The organism is Streptantibioticus silvisoli (assembly GCF_027947535.2).
Taxonomy (GTDB): Bacteria; Actinomycetota; Actinomycetes; order Streptomycetales; family Streptomycetaceae; genus Streptantibioticus_C; species Streptantibioticus_C silvisoli.
Genome location: NZ_JAAGKO020000001.1, coordinates 123,415 through 149,898 on the forward strand (window position 1 = coordinate 123,415; position 26,484 = coordinate 149,898).

Annotated in this window: 19 protein-coding genes and 1 pseudogene; 9 read left to right on the top strand and 11 right to left on the bottom strand. The window is 73.2% G+C overall.

Going from position 1 to position 26,484, the window contains the following annotated elements:
* The first annotated feature begins 106 nt into the window (after positions 1-106).
* The 3 genes from POF43_RS00460 to POF43_RS00470 all read left to right on the top strand — a co-directional run bounded on the left by POF43_RS00460 (position 107) and on the right by POF43_RS00470 (position 3,948).
* The gene (locus POF43_RS00460; protein WP_271314076.1) at positions 107-814 is read left to right on the top strand and encodes a response regulator transcription factor; all 708 of its coding nucleotides are present in this window, start codon (positions 107-109) and stop codon (positions 812-814) included.
* Positions 811-2,238, top strand: a complete 1,428-nt coding sequence (locus POF43_RS00465) for a HAMP domain-containing sensor histidine kinase (protein ID WP_271323045.1) — start codon at positions 811-813, stop codon at positions 2,236-2,238. Before POF43_RS00460 ends, POF43_RS00465 begins: the two co-directional genes overlap by 4 nt.
* Positions 2,239-2,451: 213 nt before the next feature.
* A complete protein-coding gene (locus POF43_RS00470) occupies positions 2,452-3,948 on the top strand; it encodes a glycoside hydrolase family 18 protein (protein ID WP_271323046.1) in 1,497 nt (498 codons plus the stop codon).
* A 231-nt stretch (positions 3,949-4,179) separates the two neighbouring features.
* Here POF43_RS00470 and POF43_RS00475 read toward each other — a convergent pair whose 3' ends face one another.
* Both POF43_RS00475 and POF43_RS00480 read right to left on the bottom strand, forming a co-directional pair.
* Entirely contained in the window at positions 4,180-5,049 is an 870-nt protein-coding gene (locus POF43_RS00475; RefSeq protein ID WP_271314073.1) for an alpha/beta fold hydrolase, read from the bottom strand.
* 383 nt (positions 5,050-5,432) lie between these two features.
* A complete protein-coding gene (locus POF43_RS00480; RefSeq protein WP_271323047.1) occupies positions 5,433-7,631 on the bottom strand; it encodes an RICIN domain-containing protein in 2,199 nt (732 codons plus the stop codon).
* Between the two features lie 244 nt (positions 7,632-7,875).
* Here POF43_RS00480 and POF43_RS00485 point away from each other — a divergent pair, with 244 nt between their 5' ends.
* The 3 genes from POF43_RS00485 (at position 7,876) to POF43_RS00495 (ending at position 12,526) form a co-directional block, all read left to right on the top strand.
* A complete protein-coding gene (locus POF43_RS00485; protein WP_271323048.1) occupies positions 7,876-8,895 on the top strand; it encodes a LacI family DNA-binding transcriptional regulator in 1,020 nt (339 codons plus the stop codon).
* 276 nt (positions 8,896-9,171) lie between these two features.
* Positions 9,172-11,268 carry a hypothetical protein gene (locus POF43_RS00490; RefSeq protein ID WP_271323049.1) on the top strand — a complete coding sequence of 699 codons (2,097 nt, stop codon included), beginning with the start codon at positions 9,172-9,174 and terminating at the stop codon, positions 11,266-11,268.
* The gene (locus tag POF43_RS00495) at positions 11,258-12,526 is read left to right on the top strand and encodes a hypothetical protein (RefSeq protein WP_271323050.1); all 1,269 of its coding nucleotides are present in this window, start codon (positions 11,258-11,260) and stop codon (positions 12,524-12,526) included. The genes POF43_RS00490 and POF43_RS00495 overlap by 11 nt, the downstream gene beginning before the upstream one ends.
* A 57-nt stretch (positions 12,527-12,583) precedes the next feature.
* On the opposite strand, the gene POF43_RS00500 is transcribed toward POF43_RS00495, so the two are convergent.
* Positions 12,584-13,462 carry a cellulase family glycosylhydrolase gene (locus POF43_RS00500; RefSeq protein ID WP_271323051.1) on the bottom strand — a complete coding sequence of 293 codons (879 nt, stop codon included), beginning with the start codon at positions 13,460-13,462 and terminating at the stop codon, positions 12,584-12,586.
* An 805-nt stretch (positions 13,463-14,267) separates the two neighbouring features.
* On the opposite strand from POF43_RS00500, the gene POF43_RS00505 reads away from it, so the two are divergent.
* Both POF43_RS00505 and POF43_RS00510 read left to right on the top strand, forming a co-directional pair.
* The gene (locus POF43_RS00505; RefSeq protein WP_271314067.1) at positions 14,268-14,858 is read left to right on the top strand and encodes a DinB family protein; all 591 of its coding nucleotides are present in this window, start codon (positions 14,268-14,270) and stop codon (positions 14,856-14,858) included.
* A 107-nt stretch (positions 14,859-14,965) separates the two neighbouring features.
* Complete coding sequence (locus POF43_RS00510) at positions 14,966-15,862, top strand: helix-turn-helix transcriptional regulator (RefSeq protein WP_271314731.1); 897 nt, start codon at positions 14,966-14,968, stop codon at positions 15,860-15,862.
* 69 nt (positions 15,863-15,931) lie between these two features.
* Here POF43_RS00510 and POF43_RS00515 read toward each other — a convergent pair whose 3' ends face one another.
* The 8 genes and pseudogenes from POF43_RS00515 to POF43_RS00550 form a co-directional block, all read right to left on the bottom strand.
* On the bottom strand, positions 15,932-16,573 hold the full coding sequence (locus POF43_RS00515) for a DUF6518 family protein (protein WP_271314732.1): 642 nt from the start codon (positions 16,571-16,573) through the stop codon (positions 15,932-15,934).
* Positions 16,574-16,673: 100 nt separating this feature from the next.
* Entirely contained in the window at positions 16,674-17,342 is a 669-nt protein-coding gene (locus POF43_RS00520; protein WP_271314733.1) for a DUF4232 domain-containing protein, read from the bottom strand.
* A gap of 401 nt (positions 17,343-17,743) precedes the next feature.
* Positions 17,744-18,916, bottom strand: a complete 1,173-nt coding sequence (locus POF43_RS00525; RefSeq protein ID WP_271314734.1) for a glycosyltransferase — start codon at positions 18,914-18,916, stop codon at positions 17,744-17,746.
* Between the two features lie 214 nt (positions 18,917-19,130).
* A complete protein-coding gene (gene bla / locus POF43_RS00530; protein WP_271314735.1) occupies positions 19,131-20,054 on the bottom strand; it encodes a class A beta-lactamase in 924 nt (307 codons plus the stop codon).
* 387 nt (positions 20,055-20,441) lie between these two features.
* Positions 20,442-21,737: an amidohydrolase family protein gene (locus POF43_RS00535; RefSeq protein ID WP_271323535.1), complete on the bottom strand. Its 1,296-nt coding sequence runs from the start codon at positions 21,735-21,737 to the stop codon at positions 20,442-20,444.
* A gap of 148 nt (positions 21,738-21,885) precedes the next feature.
* The gene (locus POF43_RS00540) at positions 21,886-22,377 is read right to left on the bottom strand and encodes an SRPBCC family protein (RefSeq protein WP_271323536.1); all 492 of its coding nucleotides are present in this window, start codon (positions 22,375-22,377) and stop codon (positions 21,886-21,888) included.
* Positions 22,341-23,066, bottom strand: a pseudogene (cuyB, locus tag POF43_RS00545) (cysteate racemase). Before cuyB ends, POF43_RS00540 begins: the two are co-directional and overlap by 37 nt.
* Before the next feature lie 32 nt (positions 23,067-23,098).
* Positions 23,099-24,580 (bottom strand): amidohydrolase family protein, encoded by a 1,482-nt coding sequence (locus POF43_RS00550; RefSeq protein WP_271323537.1) that lies wholly within the window; start codon positions 24,578-24,580, stop codon positions 23,099-23,101.
* A 117-nt stretch (positions 24,581-24,697) separates the two neighbouring features.
* Here POF43_RS00550 and POF43_RS00555 point away from each other — a divergent pair, with 117 nt between their 5' ends.
* A complete protein-coding gene (locus POF43_RS00555) occupies positions 24,698-25,765 on the top strand; it encodes an Lrp/AsnC family transcriptional regulator (protein ID WP_271323538.1) in 1,068 nt (355 codons plus the stop codon).
* Positions 25,766-26,484: the final 719 nt, after the last annotated feature.

A 26,484-nucleotide genomic window follows, 5' to 3' on the forward strand; every position in this document is an offset into this window, starting at 1 on the left:
CGCACCGGAGGAATCCGCACCGTGCCGCCCGACCGGCCCCGAGCCGCCCGGACCACCGCCGAGGCGCCCGGCGGCGCGGCCCGACGCATGACGTACGGTGCCGGGCATGGCAAGTGTGCTCGTGGTCGAGGACGACCAGTTCGTACGGTCGGCGCTGATCCGGCACCTCACCGAGGCGGCGCACAGCGTGCGCAGCGTCGGCACCGCGCTGGAGGCGCTGCGTGAGGTCGCGCAGCTCGGCTTCGACGTGGTGGTGCTGGACCTGGGGCTGCCCGATCTCGACGGTTCCGAGGCGCTCAAGATGCTGCGCGGCATCACCGACGTGCCGGTGATCATCGCCACCGCCCGCGACGACGAGGCCGAGATCGTCCGGCTGCTGAACGCGGGGGCCGACGACTACCTCGTCAAGCCGTTCTCCGTGGAGCACCTCTCGGCGCGGATGGCGGCCGTCCTGCGGCGGTCGCGTGCCACCCAGGCGTCCCAGGTGCTGCGGGTCGGCGGGCTGCACGTCGACGTGCAGCGGCGGGAGGCCGCGCTCGACGGCGCCGTGCTGGACCTGACGCGCCGCGAGTTCGACCTGCTGGCCTTCCTCGCCGCCCGGCCCGGCATCGTGGTCGCCCGGCGCGAACTGCTCACCGAGGTCTGGCGGCAGTCCTACGGCGACGACCAGACCATCGACGTGCACCTGTCCTGGCTGCGTCGCAAGCTCGGCGAGACCGCGGCCCGGCCCCGTTACCTGCACACGCTGCGCGGGGTCGGCGTCAAGATCGAGCCGCCGGCGGCGGGCGCGCCGGCCGGGGAGCCGGTGCGATGAGATGGGCGCTGGTCAAGGTCGTGGTCGCGGTGACCGTGATGGTGGTGCTGGCGTTCGCGGTGCCGCTGGGTCTGGTGGTCCGCGAGACAGCCAGGGACCAGGCGCTCACCACCGCGGAACGGCAGGCCGCCGCCATCGACCCGGCGCTGGCCATCACCACCGACCGCGCCGCCCTGGAGCGCGCGGTGGCCTCCACCCAGGCGGGCGCCGAGGGGCGGATCGCGGTGCGGCTGCCCGGCGGGGGCACGGGCGCCGGGGCCGGGATCGGCCGGCAGCGGGCGCCGCAGGCGGACGTGGACACCGCCGCCCGGCTCGGCAGGGCCTTCACCATCGCCGTCCCCGGCGGCTACACCCTGCTGCGGCCGACGGCGGTGGACACCGGGTTCGCGGTGGTCGAGGTCTTCGTGCCGGACGGTGACGTCACCGACGGGGTCACCACCGCGTGGGGGATCCTCGCCCTGGTCGGCCTCGGTCTGGTGATCGGCTCGGTGGCCGTGGCCGACCGGCTCGGCACCCGCGTGGTCCGGCCGGCCCGGCGGCTCGCGGCGGCCGCCCGCGACCTGGGCGGCGGTGACCTCGGCGTCCGGGTCAGGGAGGACGGACCCACCGAACTGCGTTCGGCAGCCGCCGCGTTCAACTCGATGGCCGACCAGGTGACACAACTGCTGGCCAACGAGCGGGAGTTGGCGGCGGACCTGTCGCACCGGCTGCGGACTCCGCTGACGGTGCTGCGGCTGAACGCCGCCTCGCTCGGCGACAGTCAGGCCGCCGAGCAGACCCGGGAGGCCGTCGCGCAGCTGGAGCGCGAGGTCGACCGGATCATCCGCAGCGCCCGGGCGCACACCTCGGCGGTGGCGGGCTGCGACGCGGCGGAGGTGGTCCGGGAGCGGATGTCCTTCTGGTCCGCGCTCGCCGAGGACCAGGGGCGCCCGGTGCGCACCGCCGGGGTGGAGCGGCCGGCCCGGGTGCCGGTGCCCCGCGCGGAGCTGGCCGCCGCGCTCGACGCCCTGCTCGGCAACGTCTTCCGGCACACCCCGGAGGGCGCCGCGTTCTCCGTCGACGTGCACAGCGGCGAGGACGCGGTGATCCTGCTGGTCTGCGACGCGGGACCGGGGATCGCGGACCCGGCCGCCGCGCTGCGCCGCGGTCACGGCGACGGCGGTCCCGGGTCCACCGGCCTGGGCCTGGACATCGTGCGCCGCGTCGCCGAGTCGACCGGCGGGGACCTCTCGCTGGGCCGCTCGGCGCTGGGCGGCACCGAGGTCCGGATCTGGCTCGCGCTGCGACCGGGCGGCACCGAGGTCCGCCGCGGACACCGGGTGCCGCGCCGCCGCCGGACCGCGCCGGGCGCCCACGGCGCGACGCGCAAGGACGCGAAGGACACCAGGAAGGCCGCGGGCGCGAAGTACGCCGAAGACACCTAGGACACCAAGAACGCCCAGGACATCAGGTACGCCGGGTACGCCCGGGACAGGTCCGGCCGTGGCTGAGCGGGGTGAACCATAACCGTCGCCGATCGCTGCCTTAAGTGCGCCATAAGAACACCGGCGACCGCCCCGAACAGCCCGTTTGCCGGTTTCCGGGTCACTAGCGTGCTGCCCGGACCCACCCCCTGACGCACACGTGAGGCAGCCCCCATGAGTTCTTCGCACCGCCGCCGTCCCAGCCGCCGGACCCAGCTGATCGGCGGGGCCGTCGCCACCGCGGCGATCGCCGGTACCGCCTTCGCCCTGGCCGGCTCGGCGCAGGCCGCGACGGTCGGCGCCGCGTACGACTCGACCAGCGACTGGAGCGGCGGCTACACCGGCCAGTACGTGATCACCAACTCCTCCGGGCAGCCGCTGTCCGGCTGGACGCTGAAGTTCACCCTGCCGGCCGGGACGTCCATCAGCTCGCTGTGGAACGGCGCGTACACCGCCGACGGCGGCCACGTCACCGTCACCGGGGCGGGCTGGGACAACACGATCGCGGCCGGCGCGTCGGTCACCGTCGGCTTCGTCGCCACCTCGTCCGGCGCCGCCGTGGCACCCACCGACTGCCTCATCGACGGCGCCCGTTGCTCGGTCGACGACGCGCCGGCCCCGACCCCGACCGGCCGGCCCACCGCCACGGCCGCCCCGAGCACGGCCCCGACCGCCTCCGCGGCGCCGACCCGCACGGCCGCCCCGACGGCGACGGCCACCGCCTCCTCGACGCCGACCACGCCGTCGTCCGGCGGTACCGGCGGCGGGACGTCGTCGGACGCGGGCTTCGCGCCGTACGTCGACACCTCGCTCTACCCGGCCTACGACCTGGTCGCGGCCGAGAAGGCCACCGGGGTCAAGCAGTTCAACCTGGCGTTCGTCACCGACGGCGGCTCGTGCACCCCGGAGTGGGGCGGGGTGACCGGCCTCGCCGGCGACGCCACCGCCCAGCAGATCGGCGCGCTGCGCGCGGCCGGCGGCGACGTCCGGGTCTCCTTCGGCGGCGCCAACGGCAACGAGCTGGCCACCACCTGCTCCTCGGCGTCCGCGCTGGCCGCCGCGTACGGCAAGGTCATCGACGCGTACCAGCTGACCAAGGTGGACTTCGACGTCGAGGGCGGCGCGCTCACCGACACCGCCGCCAACACCGAGCGCGACCAGGCCATCGCGCAGCTCCAGAAGAGCCACCCGGGCTTGAAGGTCTCCTTCACGCTGCCCGCGATGCCCACCGGCCTCACCCAGGACGGCATCGACCTGCTGTCCGGCGCGAAGTCCGCCGGTGTCGACGTCGATGCGGTCAACATCATGGCGATGGACTACGGCGCCTCCTTCAGCGGCGACATGGGCCAGTACGCGATCGACGGCGCGACCGCCACCCAGGCGCAGGTCAAGAGCGTGCTGGGCCTGTCCGACGCCGCGGCGTGGGGCAAGATCGCGGTCACTCCGATGATCGGTGTCAACGACGTGAGTTCCGAGACGTTCACCGTCGCCGACGCCGGCAAGCTGGCGGACTTCGCGAAGTCCAAGGGCCTGGCCTGGCTGTCGATGTGGTCCGCGACCCGCGACAAGCAGTGCGCGGGCGGCGCCGAGAGCTACGCCGACGCGACGTGCTCGTCCATCACCCAGTCGGCCAACGCGTTCGCCAAGGCCTTCGCCGCGTACACCGGCTGACGCCTCGTCGGCCGCACCTGGCCGGACAGCGCACCGCCCCCGGGCCGCCGCCCCTACCCGGCCCGGGGGCGGTCCCGTCGGGTCGGCGAACGGCGGTCGCCGGCGAACGGCGGTGGCCAGCCGGGCCGACTCGCGCCATGGCCGGCAGCGGCACTCCCCCGGTCCGCCCCGAAGGCGTCCGCGACATCTCGCCGCGGCGCACTCGTCAGGCGCGGACGTCGGGCGCGGACGTCAGGCGAGGACGCGGGCGAGGAAGCCCCGGATGTGGCCGGTGATCTCCTCCAGGTGGCTCTCCAGGGCGAAGTGCCCGGAGTCGATGAGGTGGATCTCCGCGTCGGGCAGGTCCTGCCGGAAGGCGCGGGCGCCGTCGGGGCCGAAGATCTCGTCGTTCGCCCCCCAGGCGGCCAGCAACGGGACCCGGGACTCGCGGAAGTACCGGTGCACCTCGGGGTAGAGGTCGACGTTGGTGGGGTAGTCGCGGAACAGCTTCAGCTGGATCTCGTCGTTGCCCGGCCGGTCGAGCAGGGCCTGGTCGTGGATCCAGTTGTCCGGGCTCACCAGCGTCGGGTCCGGCACGCCGTTGACGTACTGCCAGCGGACGAGTTCGGTGGTCAGCGCCGCCCGGACCGGCCCCTCGGTGTCGGGGCCCGGGGCGGCGGCGTACCCGAACAGGCCGTCCCAGAAGGGCTTGACGAAGCCCTCGGTGTAGGCGTTGCCGTTCTGCGTGATGATCGCGGAGATCCGCTCCGGGTTGCGCAGGGCGAGCCGCCACCCGATGGGGGCGCCGTAGTCCTGTACGTAGACGGCGTACCGGTCGACGCCCAGCTGGTCGAGCAGGCCCGAGGTGACGTCGGTGAGCGCGTCGAAGGTGTAGGGGAACTCCGCCAGGGAGGGCATGGCCGATCCGCCGAACCCGATGTGGTCCGGGGCGATGACCCGGTAGCGGTCGGCCAGGGCCGGGATGAGGTTGCGGAACATGTGCGAGCTGGTCGGGAAGCCGTGCAGCAGCACGACGACGGGCGCCCCGGCGTCCCCGGCCTCGCGGTGGAAGACGTCGAGCCCGTTCACCGTGCTGGTGCGGTAGTGCACTGCGTGAGCCATGGATCTAACCCTTCTTGACGCGTTTACCGGTTAGGCGTTCATTCGACCACGGGCCACCTAACCTTTCAAACACGCCTTGAGGGTTAGACGCACCCGGCGGACCGGTGCCCGTCAGCCAAGAAAAGACGGTCCGGGGGCGGGAGGTGATCAACGCGGCCCGGGAAGACACCCTGGTGGACCTGCCCGGCACCACGCCTTCGGTGGACCGCGCCGCCCGGGACCCGACCGGCCGCGCGCCGCAAGCCGCCGGCCGGCCGCGGGACCACGGCGGCACAGGCGGGGCAGGGCCGGGCATGACGACGGCGCCCACCCCCGGTGAGGGGATGGGCGCCGCGGTGACGGTGCCGCGTCCCGGCGGTGGGCGCCGGGACGCGGGGCGGGGGTCAGCCCACCGCGTTGAGCGTGAAGCTCTGGCTCACGCCCCCGGTGCACGTCCACTGCTGGAGGCGAGTGCCGTCCGCGGTGGAGACCCCGGTGACGTCGAGGCACTCGTTGCCGTTGCTGCGCGGGCTGAGGGTGTAGGCGCCGCCGCTGGTCGTGGTGGGCTTCCACTGCTCGTTGGTGCCGCCGCCGTACGTCCACAGCTGGATCGGGACGCCGTCGCCGGTCGCGCTCGGGCCGCCGGTCACGTTCCACGCCTCGGTGGGGGCGTTGCGGCTGACCACCTTGTAGTAGCCGCTGTCGGTGGCCTGGAACTGCCATTCCTGGTTGGTGTTGCCGCTGGCGCAGGTCCATTGCTGGAGCGCCGTGCCGTCGCTGGTGCCGCTGTTGGCGGCGTCGGCGCACTTGCCGCTGTTGGTGTTGATGACCTGGTACCACTTGCTCGTGTCGATACCGCCGCCGCCGGAGCCGGACGAACTCGTGGTGACGTTCGCCGTGTTGGAGGCACCCGAGACGTTGCCGGCCGCGTCGTACGCCTTGACGGTGTAGCTGTAGGCGGTCGAGGCGGACAGGCCGCTGTCGGTGTAGCCGGTGGTGGCGGTGGTGCCGACCTGCGTGCCGTTGCGGAACACGTCGTACCCAGCGACCCCGACGTTGTCGGTGGAGGCGGTCCACGACAGCTTCGTCGAGCTGGCGGTGGTGCCGGAGGCGGTCAGCCCGGCCGGGGCGGTCGGCGGGGTGGCGTCGGTGGAGGTGCTGGGCTTCCAGGTGAAGGTGGCGACCGCCTTGGCGGGCAGCGTGTAGGTGAACGCCTGGCCGTTCTGCGAGACGTTGAACGTGTGGGCGTTGGAGGCGTCGGCGTTGAGCACCACCGTGGCGATCGTGCCGTCCGGGTTGCGGAAGGCGACGTCCTCGATGTTGCCCGAGCCGAAGGTGTTGGAGTCGATGCGCACCGCGCCGGGCTTGACGAACTTCGACGCCTGGCCGAGCACGTAGTACTCGGCGTTGTACGCCGCCGTGCCCGCGTTGTTGTCGACGGTCACCACACCGGTGCAGGTGGTGCAGTTCATCGAGGGGCCGCCGCTGGGGTTCAGCGCCATGTTCCAGGTGACCACGGACTTCGCCCAGTTGCGGGTGGCGCCGATGATCAGGTTCTCGGTCTGCCAGTCCAGCGAGTCGGAGAAGGTGTTGGCGGTGTTGGACGACTGGCTGCCGGAGCACTCGGTGAAGTACGCGTCACTGTTGGGGTAGGCGTTGTGCACGGTGGTCTGCCCGGTGGGGTCGCCGCCGTAGCAGTGCCAGGCCACGCCGGAGACGTACTGCGCGGCGGTGGAGTCGCCCAGCACCGTCTCGGGGAAGCTCGGGTCGTCCCAGTTGTGGTCGTAGGCGAGGATCTTGGTGCTCAGCCCCGCGGCCTTGATCGCCGGGCCGAGGTAGCCGCCGATCAGGCTGGCCTCCTGGGCGCCGGTCAGCGTGGAGCCGGGGTAGTTCGACGGCGAGTACTCCGGCTCGTTCTGCGCGGTGAGCAGCGAGACCGGCACGCCGGCCGCCTTGTACGCCTGGAGGAACTTCACCAGGTAGTTGGCGTAGACCTGGTAGTCGGCGCTGTTGAGGGAGCCGCCGATCATGGAACCGCTGGACTTCATCCAGCCCGGCGCGCTCCACGGCGTCGCCATCACGGTGGTCGACGGGTTGAGCGACAGCGCCTGCTGGAGCAGCGGCAGGATGTAGCTGTTGTCGTGCGCGATGGAGAACTTCGCCAGCGTCGGGTCGGTCTGGCCCGAGGGCAGGTCGTCGTAGCTGTAGGTCGACAGCGCGAAGTCCGAGGCCCCGATCGGCTGGCGCAGGAAGTCGAGGCCGATGCCCGAACTGGGGTCGAACAGCTTGGACATGATGGCGTTGCGCTGCGGGGAGGCGGCGATCAGCGACGCCGAGGAGTCGGTCAGCGACGCCCCGAAGCCGGTCATGCTCTGGTAGGTGGTCGAGGGGTTGACGGTGATCGTCTGCGAACCGGTACCGCCGCCGGCGGCGAAGGTGGTCCCGGTCTGCGGGGCGAGCAGCTTGCTCTGGTCCGCGGTGGTCTCCCAGACCGACACGGCCGCCCCGGTCGTCGCGGCGTGCGCGGTGCCGAGCCCCAAGACCGATCCGGAGACCAACGCCGCCGCTGCGAGCAGCGCTGAGGTGATTCTGGTGCGGGACAACGGTGCCCCTCCTTGGATGAGATGGTCGGGGCCCGCCGGTGACGTACCCCGTCGCGTGTGGCCGGTCGGCCGCCCCGAGGACAATCGCTCGCACGTGCTTGGAACAAAATGAAACAAGTTCCGGAAACCGCGGAACACAACTAACCTCCGGTGCCCGGGAGATGTCAAGGGATTGCGCAGACACCGGAGTTGAAGCCCCTGATGGCCTATAGGCTGCACCATATGAAACGAAACTCTGTAACACATGGCTAGGCCGCGATCAAAGCACGTCACCGTGCGGGCGATCGCCGCCGAGGCGGGGGTGTCGATCGCCACCGTCTCGCGGGTCGTCAACGGCCAGGCCCAGGTGACCCCCGAGACGCAGGACCGGGTCCGCCGGGCCGCGGAACGGCTCGGGGCGGCCGCCGCCGGACCGCGGGGGGCGGGTCCCGGCGCGGTGTACGTGCGGTGCCCCTACGTCCTGAGCGACTACTTCGGCGTCATCGTGACCTCGATCGCCGACACCCTCGCCCTGCACGGGCGCGACCTGGTGCTCGGCGCGGGCGAGTCCGCGCAGGGCGCGCACGTGCTGGCGGCGCTGCCGCAGGACCGCGGCATCGTCGGCGCCGTGCTGATACTGCCGCCCGAGCCCGGCGGGGAACTCCAGGAACTGCGGGCCACCGGCTTCCCGTTCGTCGTGGTCGACCCCAGGACGCCGCCGCCGCGCGACATCGCCTCCGTCTCGGCGGCCAACTTCGCCGGCGCCCGCAGCGCCACCGCGCACCTGACCGCGCTGGGCCACCGGCGCATCGGCATCATCGGCGGCCCCCGCGAATGGCTCGCCAGCCAGTCACGCCTGGCCGGCCACACCTCGGCGCTCGCCGACAGCGGCACGCTGCCCGCTGCGGAACTGCGCCGCAGCGTCGAGCCGACCGCGGAACACGGCTACCGCGCCGCCCACGAGCTGTTCGACCTCCCCGAACGGCCCACCGCGCTGGTCGCGTTCAACGACAAGGTCGCCGTCGGCATCCTGCACGCCGCCCACGAACGCGGCCTGCGGGTCCCCGCCGACCTGTCCGTCGTCGGCTTCGACGACAGCGACCTGTCCCGCAGCACCCTGCCCACCCTCACCACCGTGCGCCAGCCGCTGGAGGAGATGGGCCGACTGGCCGTCTCCCTGCTGACCCGGATTCTGGAGGGCCACACCGTCGACACCCTCCACATCGAACTGGCCACCCACCTCGTACCGCGCGACTCCACCGGCCCCGCCGGCACCCTCGCCTGAGCGCGCCCGCGTGAACGGCCCGCGCGGCCGGGGGTGCCGGGCTGCCGGGTTCGCCGGGACGCGGCACTGCGCCGGGTGGTCCCGCGTCCCCGGTACCGCCTCGGCCACCGCGCCCCCGCCCGTGCCTCACCGGCACCGCACCCAACTCCTCCCGGTGTCCCCGTCCCGGTGCTCCCCGTCCATGTGTCGACGGAACGGAACCGACCGGGCGTGTCGTGGCGTGTCGGGCGTCAGTAGGGTGGTGGTAAAGGCCCACGGATCAGGGGGAGGCGGCCGATGCGCGGCGTCGTCGCGGGAGGGCACCGCCTGGGGCGGGGCGTCGTACGGTTCGTGGTGGTCGCACTGGCGGTGCTGGCCCTGGCGATGGCGGCCGTGCCACGGGCGCCGGCCGCCGACCGGACGGCCGCACCGCCGGCCCCGGCGTCGCAGGACGAGAAGCTGGCGCAGCTCCTGCGGCAGGACCCGGTCTACGTCAGCGACCAGCTGCCGCGTTCCGTACCGCGCTCGTGGCAGCCGAAGTTCGCCGCGCTCGCCCGGCGGACCGGGGTGCCGACGTACGTCCTCGTGCTGCCCTCGCTGCTGTCCATGGACGACTCGCTGCTGGCCGGGGTGCACGACCGGCTGGGCAAGCCGGGTCTGTACGTGCTGATGAGCGACGGGTCGGACCTGCAGGCGGTGGCGTTCGGTGTGAACGCGGACGCCGACGACGCCGAGACCGTCGCCACCTTCAGCACCCCCTACGACGCGAGCCCGCTGCGGCTGTTCCAGACCTTCGTCGACACCGTGCGGGAGGGCGCCGCCAAGGCCGGCTCGCAGGCGGACGCGTTGGAAGCCCGGATGGACAAGGCCCATTCCAAGGACGGGGACGGCCTCGTACCGCCGGCGTACATCTCCGACGACGACCGCGACAACCAGTCGTTCAACACCGGCGCCCTCATGCTGGGCGCGCCGCTGTTCGTGCTGCTGTTCGGCCTGTACGCGATCCGCCTGCTGCGCCGCCGGCGGCGGCCCGCACCGCACCTGCTGGCCAAGGCGCCGGGCAGAAGCGGCCGGTTGCGGACGAGCCTGCCCAGACTCGCCGTGGTCGTCGTGGCCGCCGCACTCGCCGCGGCCATCGGCCTGATCGCGCCGCACGTCTACGACCAGACGCTGGACGGACCGCTGGTGCGGCCCACCCACGCCGACCTGAGCGCCCGGATCGACCGGGTGGCCGCCGGGCTGGCGCACGACCCGGTCTACCTGGACCCGGAGAGCCCGTCGCCGTTCACCGGCGCCCAACTGACCGAGCTGGAGCACCGGATCGCGGCGTTCACCCCGGGCCAGGTGTACGTGGCGGCCGTGCCGATGGACCTCGACGACGAGTCGATGGCCGACCCCGACGCGTTCCTCACCGCGTTGCACCGCGCGGTCGGCAAGCCGGGCGTCTACACGGTGGCCGACACCGCGACCGGCGAACTGGGCGTGGACTCCTGGGGGTTGAAGCTGGAGCCGTACCCGGTGCCGGAGTCGATCACCGACATCCCGGTCCACGACAGCGACGACCACGGCTTCCCGCAGCGCTACGACCGGCTGATGACCTTCCTCGGCAAGGTCCCGCACGCCTCGCAGCCCACCGACAACGCGAACGACACCTCGCCCGAGCCGCTCGACGACCAGCACCTCGCGCCGCTGTTCAGCGGCGAGTTCGGCGACGGCCTCACCGGCGGCGCCGGCTGCGTGCTGATCCTCTTCCTGGCGGTGGTGGCCTGCGTCGCGCTGGGACGCCGGCTGGCGCGCGCCCGCCGGGCCCGGCTGGAGGTCCCGGAGGCCTGGACCGGCCTGCCGTCCGGCGTGGTCCCGCCGAGCGAAGCACCCGCCGCGCCGAGCGCGGCGACCCTGCGGCGCTGGGCACAGCACGCGGTCGACGCGCTGGTGGCGGAGTTCGCCGCCGGTGACGCCGCCGGCCGGCATCCCGCCGCGTACGAGTGCCTGGACGCGGCGCTGCTGCTGGTGGACCGCGCGCCGAACGGCAGGATCGGCGAACACCTCGCGCCGGCCGACCTGGTGGCCGCGATCGTGCTGGCCACGGCCGGGCAGGAGGAGGTCGCCGGGCGATCGGTCAAGCACGTGTGCGAGGTCAACCCGCTGCACGGGCGCGCGACCGGCCGGCGCACCGTCCGGCCGGCCGGCCGCCCGGCCCGGCAGACCTGGGTGTGCGCGCCCTGCCAGGCCCGGTTGCGGCGCTCCGCGGCGGACCTGGCGGACCGGTGGCTGCGGCTGCCGGCCAAGCACGGCACCACCCCGTACGAGCAGGCGCCCGGAGCACTGCCCCACGTCTCGGACGGCATCGCCGGGCTGATCGCGAAGGTGAAGGAGTACGCCCATGTCCAGTGACCGCAAGGGGCCGATCGCGGCGCTGGTCGCGGCGCTCGTCCTCGTCCTGGTGTCCGCGCTGCCGGCCGCCGCCGCGACGGCCAGTCCGGTGGACGTGATCGTGGCGGCGCTGCGCCACTCGCCGGTGTACATCGACCCGGCCTACACCGGTTCGGTGCCGCCGGCCGACCAGCGGCGGCTGGCCGCACAGATCAAGGCGACCGGCCTGCCGATCAAGGTGGTGCTGATCCCGCTGGTCAAGGGCGACTCGTTCAACGGCGACTCCGCGACGCTGGCCGGCCTGGTCCACAGCCGCCTCGGCGGCGGCGACATGATCGCCATCACCACCGACAGCTACGGCGACCTGCTGGACGGCACCGAGTGGCCGTACGGCAAGCACCAGGCGCAGCAGGCGGTTTCGGCGGTCGGCTTCCTCGACAGCACCAAGAACGCGGGGCTGTCCGTCCGGCTGGCCAAGGCCATCGCGCTGATCAAGCAGGGCGACGGTGACGCCGTCTACGACAAGGCCACCGCGCGGTTCGACACCCCGACCCCCGCGCCCGGGCCGGTCAAGGGCGGCGGCGGTTCGGCGGCCGGGGTGGTGGTCGCGCTGGTCGTCGCCGTGCTGGTGCTCGCCGGTCTCGGCCGGCTGCTGCTGGTGCGCCGGCGGCGCGGCGGTGGGACGGCGGCCGAGCCGTTCGCCTTCCCGCAGGCGGTGTTCGCCGCCGGGCGGGCCGCCGACGAGGACGAACTGCGGCAACGGGCGGAGGCGGAGGTGCTGTCGCTGGGCGAGGCCGTCCAGGCGGCCGACCCGGCGACGGTGCCGGGGCTCCAGCGGGCGCTGGACGCGTACACCGCGGCCGGCACCGTGCTGGACGGCAGCCGGGGGATGCCGGACCTGGCCGGGGTGCTGGCGCTGGTCAGCTCCGGGCGGGACGCGCTGGCCGGCCACCTGGACGCGCTGCCGCTGTGCTTCTTCGACCCGCTGCACGGCCGGGCCGACCGGCGCGTCACCTGGCGTCCGCTGGGCCGCCGCGACCAGCTCGACGTGGCCGCCTGCGCGAGCTGCGCGACCGCGGTGCGCGACCACCGGGCCCCGGAGGTGCTGACCGGCACCGCGGCGGACGGCCGGCGGGTGCCGTACTTCGAACTGCCGCCGGACTCCAGCGTGTGGGCGGCGACCGGTTACGGCTCGCTGGTGGACGCGGACGGCCCGCAGAGCATGGCCGGACGGATCGCGCGCGGCGACTTCAGCCAGCACCACCGCCGCCGTATCTGACGGTGCGTCAGAGTGGGGTGGGGCCGCGCGGCGCAGGGTGAAGCAGGGCGGCGCGGCTCACGATCCCCTGTACCAGGACTGGACGACGCCGCCCGGACCGAAGTCGGCGCTGCCGCAGCTCGTGCCGGTGAACGTGGACGCCTGGTGCTGCGGACCGTGGGCCACGCTGCCGAACTTGTCACCGCTGAAGTCGAAGGCGTAGGCGGTCAGTCCGATCTGCCGGGTCCGGAGGTAGCGGACGAAGGCGACAGCTGACTTCGCGGTGTCGCGATCGCAGAAGTAGCCCGGGACCGTGGTCCACTCGGTGACGATGACCGGATGCGTGCGGGCGAAGCGGCCGAACCGGTCGTCCCACGCCTGCGCGGTCTGCCCTTCCGCGTCGTGGGCGTACGGATGCGAGGCGTAGACGACCGCGTGGACCGGATCGGTGAGGTCCGGGGCGCCGGACAGGCGTTCCCCGAGGAGCAGGCCGTCGGCCACCACGACGTTGCGCGAACCGGTCCCCCGGATGGTCGCGATCGTCTTGTTCATCGCGGTCGCCCAGGCCCGCCAGTTCGCCGGCGAGGGCTGGGGGCGCGGCTCGTTCAGCATCTCGTACATGATCCCCGGATCATGGTTGAAGTCAGGCGCCAGCGACGCCCACACCCGGCGGGTCGCGTCGTCCGGCAGCGACGTGGGGTGCCGCTCGCCGCTCTGCTGCTCGTCCTGCACGCTCACGATCACGCTCAGGCCCGCCGCACGCGCCGCCCGCACGCCGGCGACGACCTTGCTGCGGAACGCCGGGTCGAACAGCGGGCTCTTCGGATCGAGGCCCGGCTGCGAGACCTGGAACCGGATGCTGTCGGCGCCCCAGGCCCGCGCGGCACTCATCTGCACCGGCCGGAACTGCCGGTAGGCCGTGGCGAAGACGCCCTGCGCCGCTTTCGGCGGTGCCACGAAAGCGACACTGACGAGCCCGTGCGGCACCCAGGGCCGGCCGTCCCGCCGAAGATGTCCGCCCACCAGGGTGACCGCTCCGGCGGGGGACGCGGAGCCGGACCGCTTTGCGGGGGCCGAACAGGCGGCGAGCATCGTCGTCACGACCACCAGGGTGGTGAATGCCGCGATCACCCTGCCCGCGCTTCGAGGCCGATGGCGCCGAGGCCGATAACGCCGAGTCGCCGTCCGGTGGTTCCGGGTCACACCGCTCCCCCATCGTCGAAAAACAATGAACGCCGGCAGGCCGGGAATTCCGCCTGCGGCAGGTAAATGCGTCTTCCGACTCTACGAAACGTCCCGCATACCCCGGCAACCGGGCTCGCACAAGCCGCTCGATATCACCGGCCACGGGTACGCGACCGCGTGTTCTCCCGCCGGGGGAAAGCGTCTCCGCGGCCGTTCCGTTCAGAGCTTCAGGTCGTCAACACGTCCTCGTGTCCGAGGGGGAAGAGGACCTCGCCCCGCTGCGCGACGGGCTCGCCGACCTCGACGTGGGCGTCATCGCGGACTTCGGCGCCCAGGTGCGCGTCCGGCCCGTCACCCGCGACCGGCGTGCGGACCGTGAGGAAGGGGCCGGTATGCGGGCCGTGAGGAAGGGAGCGCGGAGGCCGGCGGGGCCGGCGCGTCGGGACAGGGTGCAGCGCACCCTTGCGGACGACCATGGGGTTCGTGACAAGATCTCCGGGAGGCCGAAACGGGCCGTTCACGACAGCGGGCTTCGCCTCATGGCAGGAATTCCTTTCCACGTGAGAGATTGCACAGCATGCTCGAATCGAAGCCGAAAACGGACCTGCTCCGCTATCTGCGAACCGCCCGCGAGGCCCTGCTGTGGAAACTCGACGGGCTTTCGGAGTATGACGTCCGCCGTCCGCTGACGCCGACCGGAACGAATCTCCTGGGGCTGGTCAAGCATCTCGTCGGCGTGGAATTGGGTTATTTCGGCGACACGTTCGGCCGTCCCTGTGACGAGCCGCTGCCGTGGCTGGCGCAGGACGCCGAACCCAACGCGGAGATGTGGGCCACCGCGGACGAGTCACGCGAACAGATCATCGGGCTGTACCGCTGGTCGTGGCGGCATGCGGACGCCACGATCGACACGCTGGCGCTCGACGCGACCGGCCGCGTTCCGTGGTGGCCGGCGGAACGCAGCGAGGTCACGCTGCACCAGGTCCTGGTGCACATGATCGCCGAGACCCACCGGCACGTCGGCCACGCCGACATCGTCCGGGAACTCGTGGACGGCGCCGTCGGAGTGCGGGACGGCAACAGCAACATGGCACCGGGTGATCAGTCCTGGTGGGAGGAGTACCGGCACCGGCTGGAGCGGGCGGCCCGGGAAGCCGGTCACCGCTGATCCCGCCCGCGGACCCCTCGGCGGCGTCATTCCGCCCGGGCACCCCTCCGCCCTCCCCCGCCCGCAAGCTCACGCGCTCCACACAACGGACACCTATGCTTCCCACCATGGCTTCTGCCCGGTCCGCACCCCGTACCCCGGCTCCGGCCCCGCGAACGGCCGGCGCGTCCACCCCGCGCCGGCGGGGCCGGCCGTCCGCGCTCGGCGAGTTCCTCCACGGGCGCCGCGTGCGGGTCGCCCCGGAATCCGTGGGGATCGTGTCGGACCGGCGCCGGCGTCAGGTTCCGGGGCTGCGCCGCGAGGAGATCGCCGAGCTGGCCGGCATCAGCGCCGACTACTACACGCGCCTCGAACAAGGACGTGAGCGTCGCCCCTCCGCGCAGGTGATCGGGGCCATCGCACGGGCCCTCCTGCTGGACGACGACGAGATCGGCCATCTGTTCCTCCTGGCCGGCCAGGCGGTGCCGTCGGTCCCCGCGCCGCAGGCCGCGCTCGGCGCCGATCTGCGCGCCCTGCTGCACCCGTCCCTGCTGAGGGTCCCGGTCACGGTGCTCGGCCCCGCGCTCGACATCGTGGAGATCAACCCGGTCGGCGCGGCCCTCTACAGCGGGTTCGCGAAGACCGAGAACCTCGTGCGCATGGTGTTCTGCGATCCGGTGGCCCGCGAGTTCTACGAGGAGTGGGACCTCACCGCCCGCGCGAAGGTGGCCAGTCTGCGTGCCTCGTCGGCGCAGTTCCCCGGCGACCCGCGGATCAACGCGATCGTCAGCGAACTCAGCGCCCGCAGCGAGCACTTCGAAAGCCTGTGGCAGGCCCAGGAGATCCGGCTGGACCCCTGCCCGGAAACCCATCTGATCCATCACCCGCTCGTCGGCGACCTCCACCTGTACTGCAACACCTTCGCCGTCGTCTCGGTGCCCGGCCAGCGCCTGCACGTGTTCACCCCGGAGCCCGGCGGCGAAAGCGCCCGCCGCGTCGAGCAGCTCGCCGCCACGGGGGACTGAGCTCCGCACCGCCAGCCCGATCGGCGAGCCCGCCGCCACCACCGGGCCGGAGGGTGAGCGCGGGCCGGATCAGCCGACGGTGTGGTTGAGGAAGCCGAGGTCGATGATGACGTAGGCGACGAGGGAGAAGGGCACGGCGGCCAGCAGCGTCAGCGGGCGCTCGCGGTGGGTACGGGCCAGGGCGAGCGACAGCACGACGACGCAGCCCAGGCAGGCCCACGCCTGAGCTGCGTAGTGCAGCACCCAGGCGTAGCGCAGTCCTTCCTGGCCGAAGACGCCCGCGAGCGCCGCCAGGCCGGCGATCCTGCGCCGCACGTCCGGCTCGCGCCGCCACCACGTTCCGGCGATGCCGAAGAGCGGCCCGGCGACGAGCGCCATGACGGTCCAGATCAGCGGAGCGTAGAGGCTGCCGATGCCGTGCCGGCCGAACTCCGCGTAACCGTAGTAGCCGACCACCACCGCGAGTTCGGCCAGCAGCCCGGCGACCGCGCGGACCGCCAGGGTCACCCGGCCGGTCACCAGCGCGCCGGCCACGAACGCGGCGACGGTCCAGACCGCACCGGAGTTGGCTATCTGGTTCCAGGCGCCGGGAAGCCAGCCCTGGGCCAAGTTGGTCAGCACGCCCAGCAGCAGGCCACCGGCCACGGACCCGGCCCACGCACGAACGGACGCCTCTCTCGTGGCGGGGGCGGGCGTGCTCGCAGTGGTCATCACGACGGGTTTTCTCCGTTTCTCCGGCGCGGGGCCGCAGTCTTGCCGCAACGCCCGGCGGGCTCGCGGAGGAGGCGCCGGCGGCGGGCCGGCGCGCTGGTCACTTGCCGGCGCCGACCGGGTCCACGCTGATGGCGGGGGCCGAGTCGGAGTCGGCGGGGACGTTGATGCCGAGGGTCATGGTGTGGGAGTGGGTCTCGTTCGGCGGGGTCACCTCGGCGGTGGTGAAGGTCTCGCCGCTGCCGCCGGTGTTGTTGGGCGGGTAGTGCAGGGTGAACTCGGTGGTCCGCCCGGGCGCCAGGGTGACCGAGGGCGCCGCCATCGTGCTGCGCGCGGCGCTGACCGTGCCGTCGCGGCCCTTGAGGTCCACGCCGGGAAAGCCGTGCATCGAGCAGCTCGTGGCGCCGACGTTCTTCAGGTTGATCAGCACCTCGCCCTCCCCCATGCCCCCCGAGGAGCTGAAGGCCAGGTTCGCGGTCCGGCAGCCCGACCCCGCCGCCGGGCCGCCGCCCGCACCGGTGCCGCCGGTATTACCGGCGTTGCCGGCGCCGTCACCGGACGTGCCGGACCCGCCGGCGGCGGTGGACCCGCCGGGAGTCGACGTGGTGGCCGACGTGCCGCCGCCGGCGCCCGCGGAGCCGCCGGAGGGCGGCGTGGCGCTCGAAGTGCCGGAGGCGGTCGTGCTGTTGGAGCCGCACGCGGCCAGTGCCAGCCCGGCGGCGACAAGCGCGGCGACCGGCAGGCTCCGGCGGGCAGTCCTCGTCAGCATGGTGTTCCTCTTTCGCATTCGCTTCTTCGTCACACGGCCGGCGGCGCGTGTTCGATCCCTCTTCGGAGCGAACGCCGACACCGGGGCCATATTGACTTCTTATCGGGGAAACGCCCAGGTCAGCGCCTGTTGTCCCGCCTTGGTGGCATCACACCACGGACCCGGCGCCCGTCGGGAGCGGACCTGGCCGCGGAAGACATCGCGGGCGGCGTCGGCGTCCCGCATGCCGTCGGCACGGTCCCGCCCCGGACCGACCGGGCCGCGGTGCTCGCGACGTCCGACGCACCGCACCCCGCTGCCGCCCGTTCCGCGCGCCGACCGCACCAGCCGCCGCCCGTGCCGCACGTCAAGCGCACCGGCCCGCCATCAACCGCGCCGACAGCTAGCGCCGGACACGCCGGTCAGGGTGCGGTGAGCGCGTCGACCAGGGGCGGCAGGGCCAGGGTCTGCCGTTGCATGGCCCGGGCCGTGCAGCGAACGGCCGGGTTCCGCAGGGTTCGCGCGACGGTCACCGCGAGCGTCTCCGGATCGACGACGGCGGGGTCGAGCACCCGCCCCAGGCCGATCTCCTCCACCCGGGCGGCGGTGGCCGGCTGGTCGGCGAAGAGCGGCAGGGCGACCATCGGCACCCCCGCCGCGATCGCCTCGCGGACGCCGTTGAAGCCCGCGTGGGTGATGAAGAGGTCGCAGGTCGACAGCAGCTCCTGCTGGGGGACGAACGACTCCAGCACGACGTTGGGCGCTCTCGCCCCGGTCCACGCCCACGGGTCCTGGTCGGCGCCGAGGGCGACCACCGCGGACACCGGCAGGCGCCCCAGCGCGACGATGATCGCGTCGAGGATCCGGTCGATGCCGGGCACCATCGCCGCGTTCGAGCCGAGGCCGGCCAGCACCAGCGGGCGGTCGCCGGGCAGGTCGGCGACGGTCCGGGGCAGCGGTGTGGGACGGCGGGGGGACGGCACCTGGAAGTAACCGGCGCCGGCCGGGCGCAGCGACGGCGGGTAGAACGCCTCGGGAACCACGCCGATGCGCCCGCTTCCCCAGATCCGGCCGGGTTCGAGCGGCGGCAGGCCGAACCGGGCCCGCTGGACGTCGAGGGCGGCCAGGACCACCGGGTCGCTCGCGTGCGACATCGGGCCGATGTCGAGAACGCGGTGCGGGACGCCCAGGACCTCGGCGGCCAGGTGACCGCCGAACTCGCTCGCCTCGCGCACGACGAGGTCCGGCGGCCGGTCACCGCACGCCGCGAGCAGATCCTCGGCGGTGGTGGGCGCGATCGTCGAGACGAACCCGCGGGCGAACAGCTCCGGGCTGGTGCCGTTGGCCGCCGGTCCCGCGTCCGGGGTACGCGGGCGGTCCGCGGCCTCGGCGGAGAGGCGGCGCATGACCTGTCCGAGCGGTTGCGACCGGGGCAGCACCAGGACGTCGCCGGCGGGCAGGTCGAGGTCCGGCGCCAGCTCGGGCGACGTGGCGACCAGGACGTCGTGCCCCGCCTCGCGGGCCGACCGGGCGAGCGGGAGGACGAGCGGGTGCACGTGCGAGAAGGCGGCCTGGGCGGTGAAGAGGATGCGCATCCGGCTCACCGCGGCGCGTGGGCGGGCGGGCGGTCCGGCCGGGAACGCGCTGCGGGACACGCCGGCGTAGTGCGGATGGCGGGCGAGTCGGACACCACGTTCTCCCGATGCTTCAGGGCCCTGGCTCTCAGGACCTGTCGACGACAGTCGACCGTACGAATGGCCGCGCCACCAGGGTGGGCTTCACCCCCTCGCGGCGCCGGGACGTGCGCCGCTACGCCAGAGCGCCCACGGCGACCTTGGCCGCCTTCGCGATGAGCGCGTCGTTGTACGTGTCCTTGCTGCCGGTACGCGTCGACATGACCACCACGATCAGCGGCGCGCGGTGCGGGGGCCATACGACGGCGATGTCGTTGCGGGTGCCGTAGTCGCCGGCGCCGCTCTTGTCGCCGACCGTCCAGCCGCTGGGAACGCCGGCCCGCACGAGGGTCGCCCCCACGGTGTCGCCGCGCAGCCACTGGTCGAGTTCGGTGCGGCGGTCGCCGGGCAGCGCGGTGGCGACGGCGTACTGCCGCAGGTCCTCGCCGAGCGCGCTCGGCGTGCTGGTGTCGCGGACGTCACCGGGGACGGCGTCGTTGAGATCGGGCTCGTAACGGTCCACGTGCGTGGTGGTGTCGCCGATCGCGCGCAGCGCGCTCTGCAGACCGGCCGGGCCGCCGAGCCGGCGCAGCAGGAGGTTGCCGGCGGTGTTGTCGCTGTAGCGGATCGCCGCGTCGCACAGGGCGCGGACAGTCATCCCGGTCTTGACGTGCTGCTTCGTGATCGGCGCGTAACTTTGCAGGTCGGCGCTGGTGTACGTGACCGTCCGGTCCAGCTGGGCCGTGGAGTCGTTCCGCAGCAGCGCCGCGGCGGCCAGCGCCTTGTAGGTCGAGGCGTAGGCGATGCGCGTGGTGGAGTGCCACGTGACCGTGCGGTTGTCACCGGTGTCCAGCGCCCACACGCCGAGCTTGGCGTGGTACTCGGTTTCCAGGCCGGCGAAGGCGGGGCCGGTGCCGGCGGTGACCGAGGCCGTCGCGGCGGGCTGCGCCGGGGACGAGTGGCCGGTGGAGCCGCAGGCCGTCGTCAGGGCGAGCAGGACCGCCGCCACCACGGCGAACAGGGGATACCGGTCGCGCCGGAAACGCATGGCTTCGCTCATTTCTGTGATGTTCGGTTCGCGGGTGCATCCTCAGGACGCCGGTCCGTACGGGCGCGGAACCGGACGCCGCGGTCGCCTCTCCCCGGGCTTCGCCGGGTTCCCGAAGCCCGCGACCGGGTGTTCAGGCGGTCCGCGGGAGAGGTCCCGGCTCCCCCGGTACGCCTGCTGGTGCGGGCCTGCGGAACGGGACCGGGTGCGCAGGGCGGTCGTTGGCCGCGGTGACCCGCGATCCGCCGGCGGACGGCCGGTTCGCCGGCCGGCACCGAGGTGCCGTTCGTCCCGGTGACGCAGTACATCGCGGCCGCGGCCACACCACCAGGGGGCAGCCCACCCCCTCGACGGGTGCGTGCCGTCGACGCGGCCGGGGCCGGGACGCCCGTCGGGGCGTCAGGCCGCGAAGCCGTCGAGGACGCCGGCTCGCGTCAGCCGTCGGATCGTCCCGCGTGCCGTGTCGATGAGCGCTGTGTCGTCACGCGTCGGACGGCCGTCGAGCTTGTGGGCGGTGCCGGCGACGAGGACGGTGTCGACGTGGCTGCGGTCCATCTGCAGGACGACCGCGCCGTAGGGGTCCGTCACGGGGAAGGCGTCGGCGCGGTCGGTGCGCAGCAGTAGCAGGTCGGCCTCCTTGCCGGGGGTGATCGAGCCGACGCGCCCGTCGAGACCGAGCGCCCGCGCGCCGTCGAGCGTCGCGAACCGCAGGATGTCGCGCACGGTCGGTCCGCTCGTGGTCGAGGCCGAGCGCGCGGCCAGGTACAGGGAGCGCATCTGGGAGAACATGTCCGTCGGGCTGGTCACCTCCACATCGACGCTGAGGCAGACCGGCAGACCCGGGACGGCGAGGGCCTGCGTGATCATCGGGTTGCCGAGTCCCATGGCCTGCTCGACCACGGGTGCGATCGACAGCGATCCCCCCGAATCCGCGATCACCGCGAGTTCGTCGGCGTCCAGGCCGTTGCCGTGCACGAACGTCGTCCGCGGCCGCAACGCGCCCAGCTCACGCAACCGGCTCGGCCGGATGGAGGAGCGGACGTGGTGGGCGGTGAGGACGTCGAGTTCGCGGGCCAGCGCGGCGTTGCGCCGTTCCGCGGCGTCGTCGCCGTTCTGCGTTTCGAGCGCCATGGTGACCAGCGCGTCGTCGTCGGGCAGCAGTTGGGCGCGCACCCGGCGCACGTCGTCGGGGAACCCGCTGCCGTGCCGGGAGACGTAGGGGCGGCTCAGACCGTAGGCGAACACCGCCCGCAGCCCCGACTCCTGGAGCGCGGCCACGATGGCGTCGGTGCGCGCGGGGGTCTCGTTGATGTCGGAGGTGTCCTGGACCGTCGTGATCCCGGCGTCGAGTGCGGCGCGCGCGCTGAGCGCCTCGCTGACCGCGAGGTCCCGCGGCGTCAGTTCGGGGCCGATCCCGAACAGGATGCGCTCGAAGTAGCCCTCCAGCGTGTCCCGCGCCGCGTAGCCGCGCAGGATCGCCTCCCACATGTGCCGGTGCGTGTCGACGAAGCCCGGGATGACGATGCCGCCGTTCGCGTCGATCACCCGGTCCGCGACGACGGGGCCGAGGTCGCGCCCCACCGCGGCGATCCGCTTGCCCTCGACGAGCACCTGCCCGCGAGGAAGGTCACCGATCTCCGCGTCCATGGACAGCACGATGGCGTCACGGATCAAGGTGGTCGGGTTCTTTCCCATGGGAATCTCCTCCTGTCGTTCCACGGTGGTGCCGCGGGGGCACCGCCGGCGGTTCCGCTCCGCCGAGGGCACGTGGGGTGCGGACCTCAGGGGCAGCGCGCACGGCCGGCCGGCCTCGCGGCGGCCGGCCGCGGCGCCTGGCGGCCGGTCAGTTCGCCTCGGTGATCCGCTTGATCGCGGCAAGGGTCTCCGCGATGCCGGTCCGTGCCATCTCAGCACGCTCGGCGATCACGTCGTCCGCGTCGTCCCCGTAGCGGCCGGTGAAGAAGGGCGTGCTGCCGGGGAGCAGCTTCCAGGTCTCGGTGAGCCGGGTACCGCCCTCGATCGGTTCGAGGAGGTACCCCCAGCGCGCCACCGGGTCCTCGGCGGGGCCGACCCGCCAGGCGAACTCCCGGCCCGGTTCGGCCGTTTCCACCTGGGAGCGGGTCTCCCACGTGCGCTCGGGGATGACGTTGCGTCCGGTGAACCACGCGCCGGCCCCTCGTTCGTCGGCGTCGTCCCACCAGCACTTCTGGCAGATGGGGCTCCATTCGCCCGTACGGGTCACGTCGGAGACGACGGCGTAAACGCTCTCCGGGGATCGCGCGATGTCGATCGACTCCGTCAGCGGTTCGGGGCTGGGACGGTTGTGCGTGGGCATGGGGTCTCCCCTCGATCGGGCGGGCCCGCCTGGGCGAGCTCGACGGTGGTGGTGGCGAGGACTTCGGTGGAATCGACGACCGGCAGCGGCCAGCCGCCGGAGTGGTGGTGCAGCAGGGGCAGTTCGGTGCAAGCGGTGACCACGACGTCCGCGCCGGCCGCCACGAGCGACTCCAGGACTGGGGTGAGGACGGCCGCCGCCTCGCGCGGGTCGGCTCCCGCCTTGCCCGCCCGGATGGCCGCCGTGATGAGCCGTTGCCGCCCTTCGTCCGGCACCACCGGCTCCAGTCCCCGCCGGCCCAGGGCCCGAGTGTAGAGCCCGCTGCGCACCGTCCCCGGGGTCGCCATGACGGCGGCCCGGGCACCGGGGTGGCGCGCGGCGACCGCGGCCGCCGTCTATTCCACCATGTCCACGACGTACGCGTCCCCCGCTTCGGCGCGGACGGTCGCGAGGAAGGCGTGCGCGGTGTTGCAGGGCATGGCGAGGACTTCGCATCCGGCGTCGACCAGCCAGCGGGTGCCCGACGCGAGCCAGGGGCGGGGATCGGGGCCGCCGTCGAGCAGGGCGGCCGTGCGGTCCGGTGTCCGGGGGTCGGCCCAGATCGCCACCGGCAGGTGTTCCTGGTCGGTGGCGGCGCCGGTCGCCGCAATGAGTCTCCGGTAGAAGTCCGCGGTGGCCGCCGGGCCCATGCCGCCCAGGACGCCGACCCGGCGCACGCCGTTCACAGCGTGCCCGCCCTCACCGGGCGGCCGGGCATGGCCGCGGTCTCGACCGCCTGGTCCCTGACCACGAACGTGCCGTTCACCAGCACGTGCCTGATCCCCGTCGAGGCCCGTCCGGGCGCGTCGTAGGTGGAGTTGTCGGTCACCGTCCCCGGGTCGAAGACGGTCAGGTCGGCGTCGGCACCGGTGCGCACCCGCCCCTTGCGGGCGAACTGCGGGCTCACCGACGCCAGGATCCGGGCGGGCAGCAGCGTGCAGCGCCGCACCGCCTCCAGCAAGCTCAGCTCCGCCCTCTCGCGCGCGAACACCCGCAGCGTCCGGGCGAACGTGCCGGCGCTGCGCGGGTGGGTCGTCGCCCCCTCCGGCGGCGGCCACTGCGTTCCCGTGAGCACCCTGCCGTCCGGCCCGTACAGCGGCAGCGCGTCGGAGGCGACGGCGGTGTCGTCGAACAGCGTTGCCCGGGCCAGGAGTTCGCGGTCCGCGGCGCGGCTCTCGTCCAGGTAGCGGATGAGCGCCATGGCGCCGGGGTCCTGCTCCCGCAGGGTGCGCAGGCGGGCGGCGTCGGCGGGGCGTTCACCGGTCGGCGTGTACACGATGTCGGTGGGCAGCAGACCCAGCCGGGCGAGGTTGTCCGGGTCGAGGAACGCCGCGCCCAGCGCCGTCATCGACGTGCCGTACGGATACGCCTCGGTCGTGATCCCGCCCCCGTGCTCGCGCGCCCGGCCGATCAGCTCGGTGACGAGGTCGAGCTGGCGCAGGGACGTGCTGTTGAGGTGGCACAGATGCATGTGCGCCCCGGAGTCGAGCCCGACGGCCACGATCTCCTGCACGCCCTGGAGCGCGGTACCCGGCTCCGCCTGGTTCTTGTGGCGCGCGTGCGTGAAGGTCGGTACCCGGTACCTGGCGGCGAGCCGGGCCACGTCGAGGTACTCGCGGTGCTCCGCGCCCGGTGCGTAGCCGAGCAGCACGCCGATGCCGAGCGCGCCGGCGGCCAGCTCCTTCTCCAGCCGGTCGACCACCCGGCGCGTGGCGTCGGCAGTCCCGGCACCGGTCCACGCCGTGTCGCTGATGCGGCTGGGCACGTCGCCGCGCGCGTGCTCGGTCTTCAGCCCGCCGAGTACGGCCATCCGGGCCGCGGCCCACGAGGCGGAGAAGCCGTAGTTGATCGGCCGGCCCGCCCGCTCCGCCTCGCGGTGGGCGCGTTCGACCGACAGTGCTCCGGCTTCCAGTTCGAGGGCGGTCGTCACGCCGTCGCACGCCTGGAGCCGCATCGACATGACGGTCTGCGCGTGGCTGTGCATGTCGATGAAGCCGGGCGCCACCGCCAGGCCGGAGACGTCGGTGCGGCGGCGCCCGGCCAGCCGCTCGCCCACGCCGCTGACGACACCGCCGGTCACGCCCACATCGCGCACGGCGTCGAGGCCACTCTCCGGATCGAGTACGCGTCCGCCGGCCAGAACGAGGTCATGCGTCGTGGTCATGTGCTCACTCCTCCGGTGCGCTGTGTCTCGGTCCCACCACCGTGCACGACTGGGACATTGGTACGGTTGAAACGCAGCATTCGGACATCCAGACCTGCGGAATGCCAGGTATAGGTCATGCTCAGTGAAGGCTCACTGGAGATCGTCGACGCGCTGCAGATCAGTCCGCGCGCTCCGTGGTCACTGGTCGGCGAGGTCCTCCAGGTGGATCCCGTGACGGTCCGGCGCAGGTGGGAGCGCCTGACGGGCGACGGCACCGCGTGGGTGTCGGCCTACGTCGGATCGCAGGCGAGCTCCACGGTCACCACCGGATTCCTGGAGATCTCCTGCGAGCCCGGACGCAGTCACGACGTCGCGCACGCCATGGCCCACTGGAACAACGTCGTCACCGTGCAGTACGTCGCCGGCCAGCACGATCTGCTGGCGATCGTGTTCGCCGCCGACTTCGTGCAGATGTCACAGCTGCTGCTGGTCGACCTGCCGTCGCTGCCGGGCGTATCCCGGGTACGCAGCAGCCTGGCCACCCGGATGTTCGAAGCCACCGGCCAGTGGCGGCTGGGGGTGCTGTCGGCCGCTCAGGTCCGCCGGCTGCGCACCGCCGCCCCGCGACGCGCCGGCTCCACGGAGCGGCCGTTCGCAAGCCCCGACCGCGACCTGTTCCGTGCCCTGTCGCAGGACGGTCGCGGTTCCAACGTCACGTTGGGGTCGCGGCTGTCGCTGTCGGCCCGGCAGGTCCAGCGCCGGCTGACCGCGCTGCTCGCCCGTGACGAGGTCATGGTCCGCTGCGACGTGGCGCGCAGTCTGGTGGGGTGGCCGAGCGCCGCGCTGCTGTGGTTCTCCGTTCCCGAGGACCGGCTGGAGGAGGTGGGGCGGAAACTCGGCGCACGGCACGAGGTACGCACCTGCGCCGCGCTCGCCGACGAACGGAACCTGCTGCTCAGCGTCGGACTCCGCTCCATCGGCGACCTGCACGGGCTGGTCAGCGACATCACCGCGCAGTTCCCGTACGCGCGCATCCGCGAGCGCAACCTGGTGCTGCGCCAGGAGAAGCTCTGCGGCCACCTGCTGGACGCCGCCGGCCGTACCGTGGGGTCGGTGCCGTTGGATCCCTGGGCCACCGCCCGCGACAGCGAGCCGTGCCCCGGACCGGGTCTGTGCGCAGGAGCGGCACGGCAGGACCCCTGAGGCGTGGTTGCCGGGGAGGGACCGCCGGGCCTCTGACGCGTGGTTGCCGGAGCGGCACGGCAGGACTCCTGATGCGTGGTGGCCGGGGAGGGACGGCAGGGCCCCTGACGCGTGGCTGCCGGAGCGGGGCCGCCGGGCCGGATCGCGCTTCCTCTCCCCTGCCGCCTTCGGCTGCCCGCGCCTGACCGGTCGGGGGCATCGACGGCCCCCGGGAGCCCTGGCGGGCCGCCGGTACGGAGCGCCTGCCCCGGGGAGGGGGTGAATCGCACCCTGGTGACGTGGCAATGGGTGCGATCTACTGCATACCTCGAATGCCACCCTCGGCATCGATCAGCCGATCGTCCAGCGTGACCGCTCCTTTTCGGTCAGCCGTATTCCGGCGCGCTCGATCACATGGGTCCTCCCCGTCCTCGGCGGAGGAGGCCGCACCGGACGAAAGAGGACGAGTTGATTCCGATAGCGAAGAATCAACTCCTGGAACGCGGGAAGGACATCCCGATGGAGCCGCATTTCCCGGCGCCTGTCCGACGGGCCGGTACTTCCGCGTTACGCCGCACACCAAGGGCGCTCCTCTCCAGTTCTTCGGGTCTTTCCGGCCAGGCACCAGGGCGCGTTCGCACGCACCAGGGTCCGCACGGCCGGCGACGTCGGGGCGTATTCCCCCCTCGACCCCGGAACCCTGATATCTCCGCTCCCTCTTGACATCAGAAAGACGACCA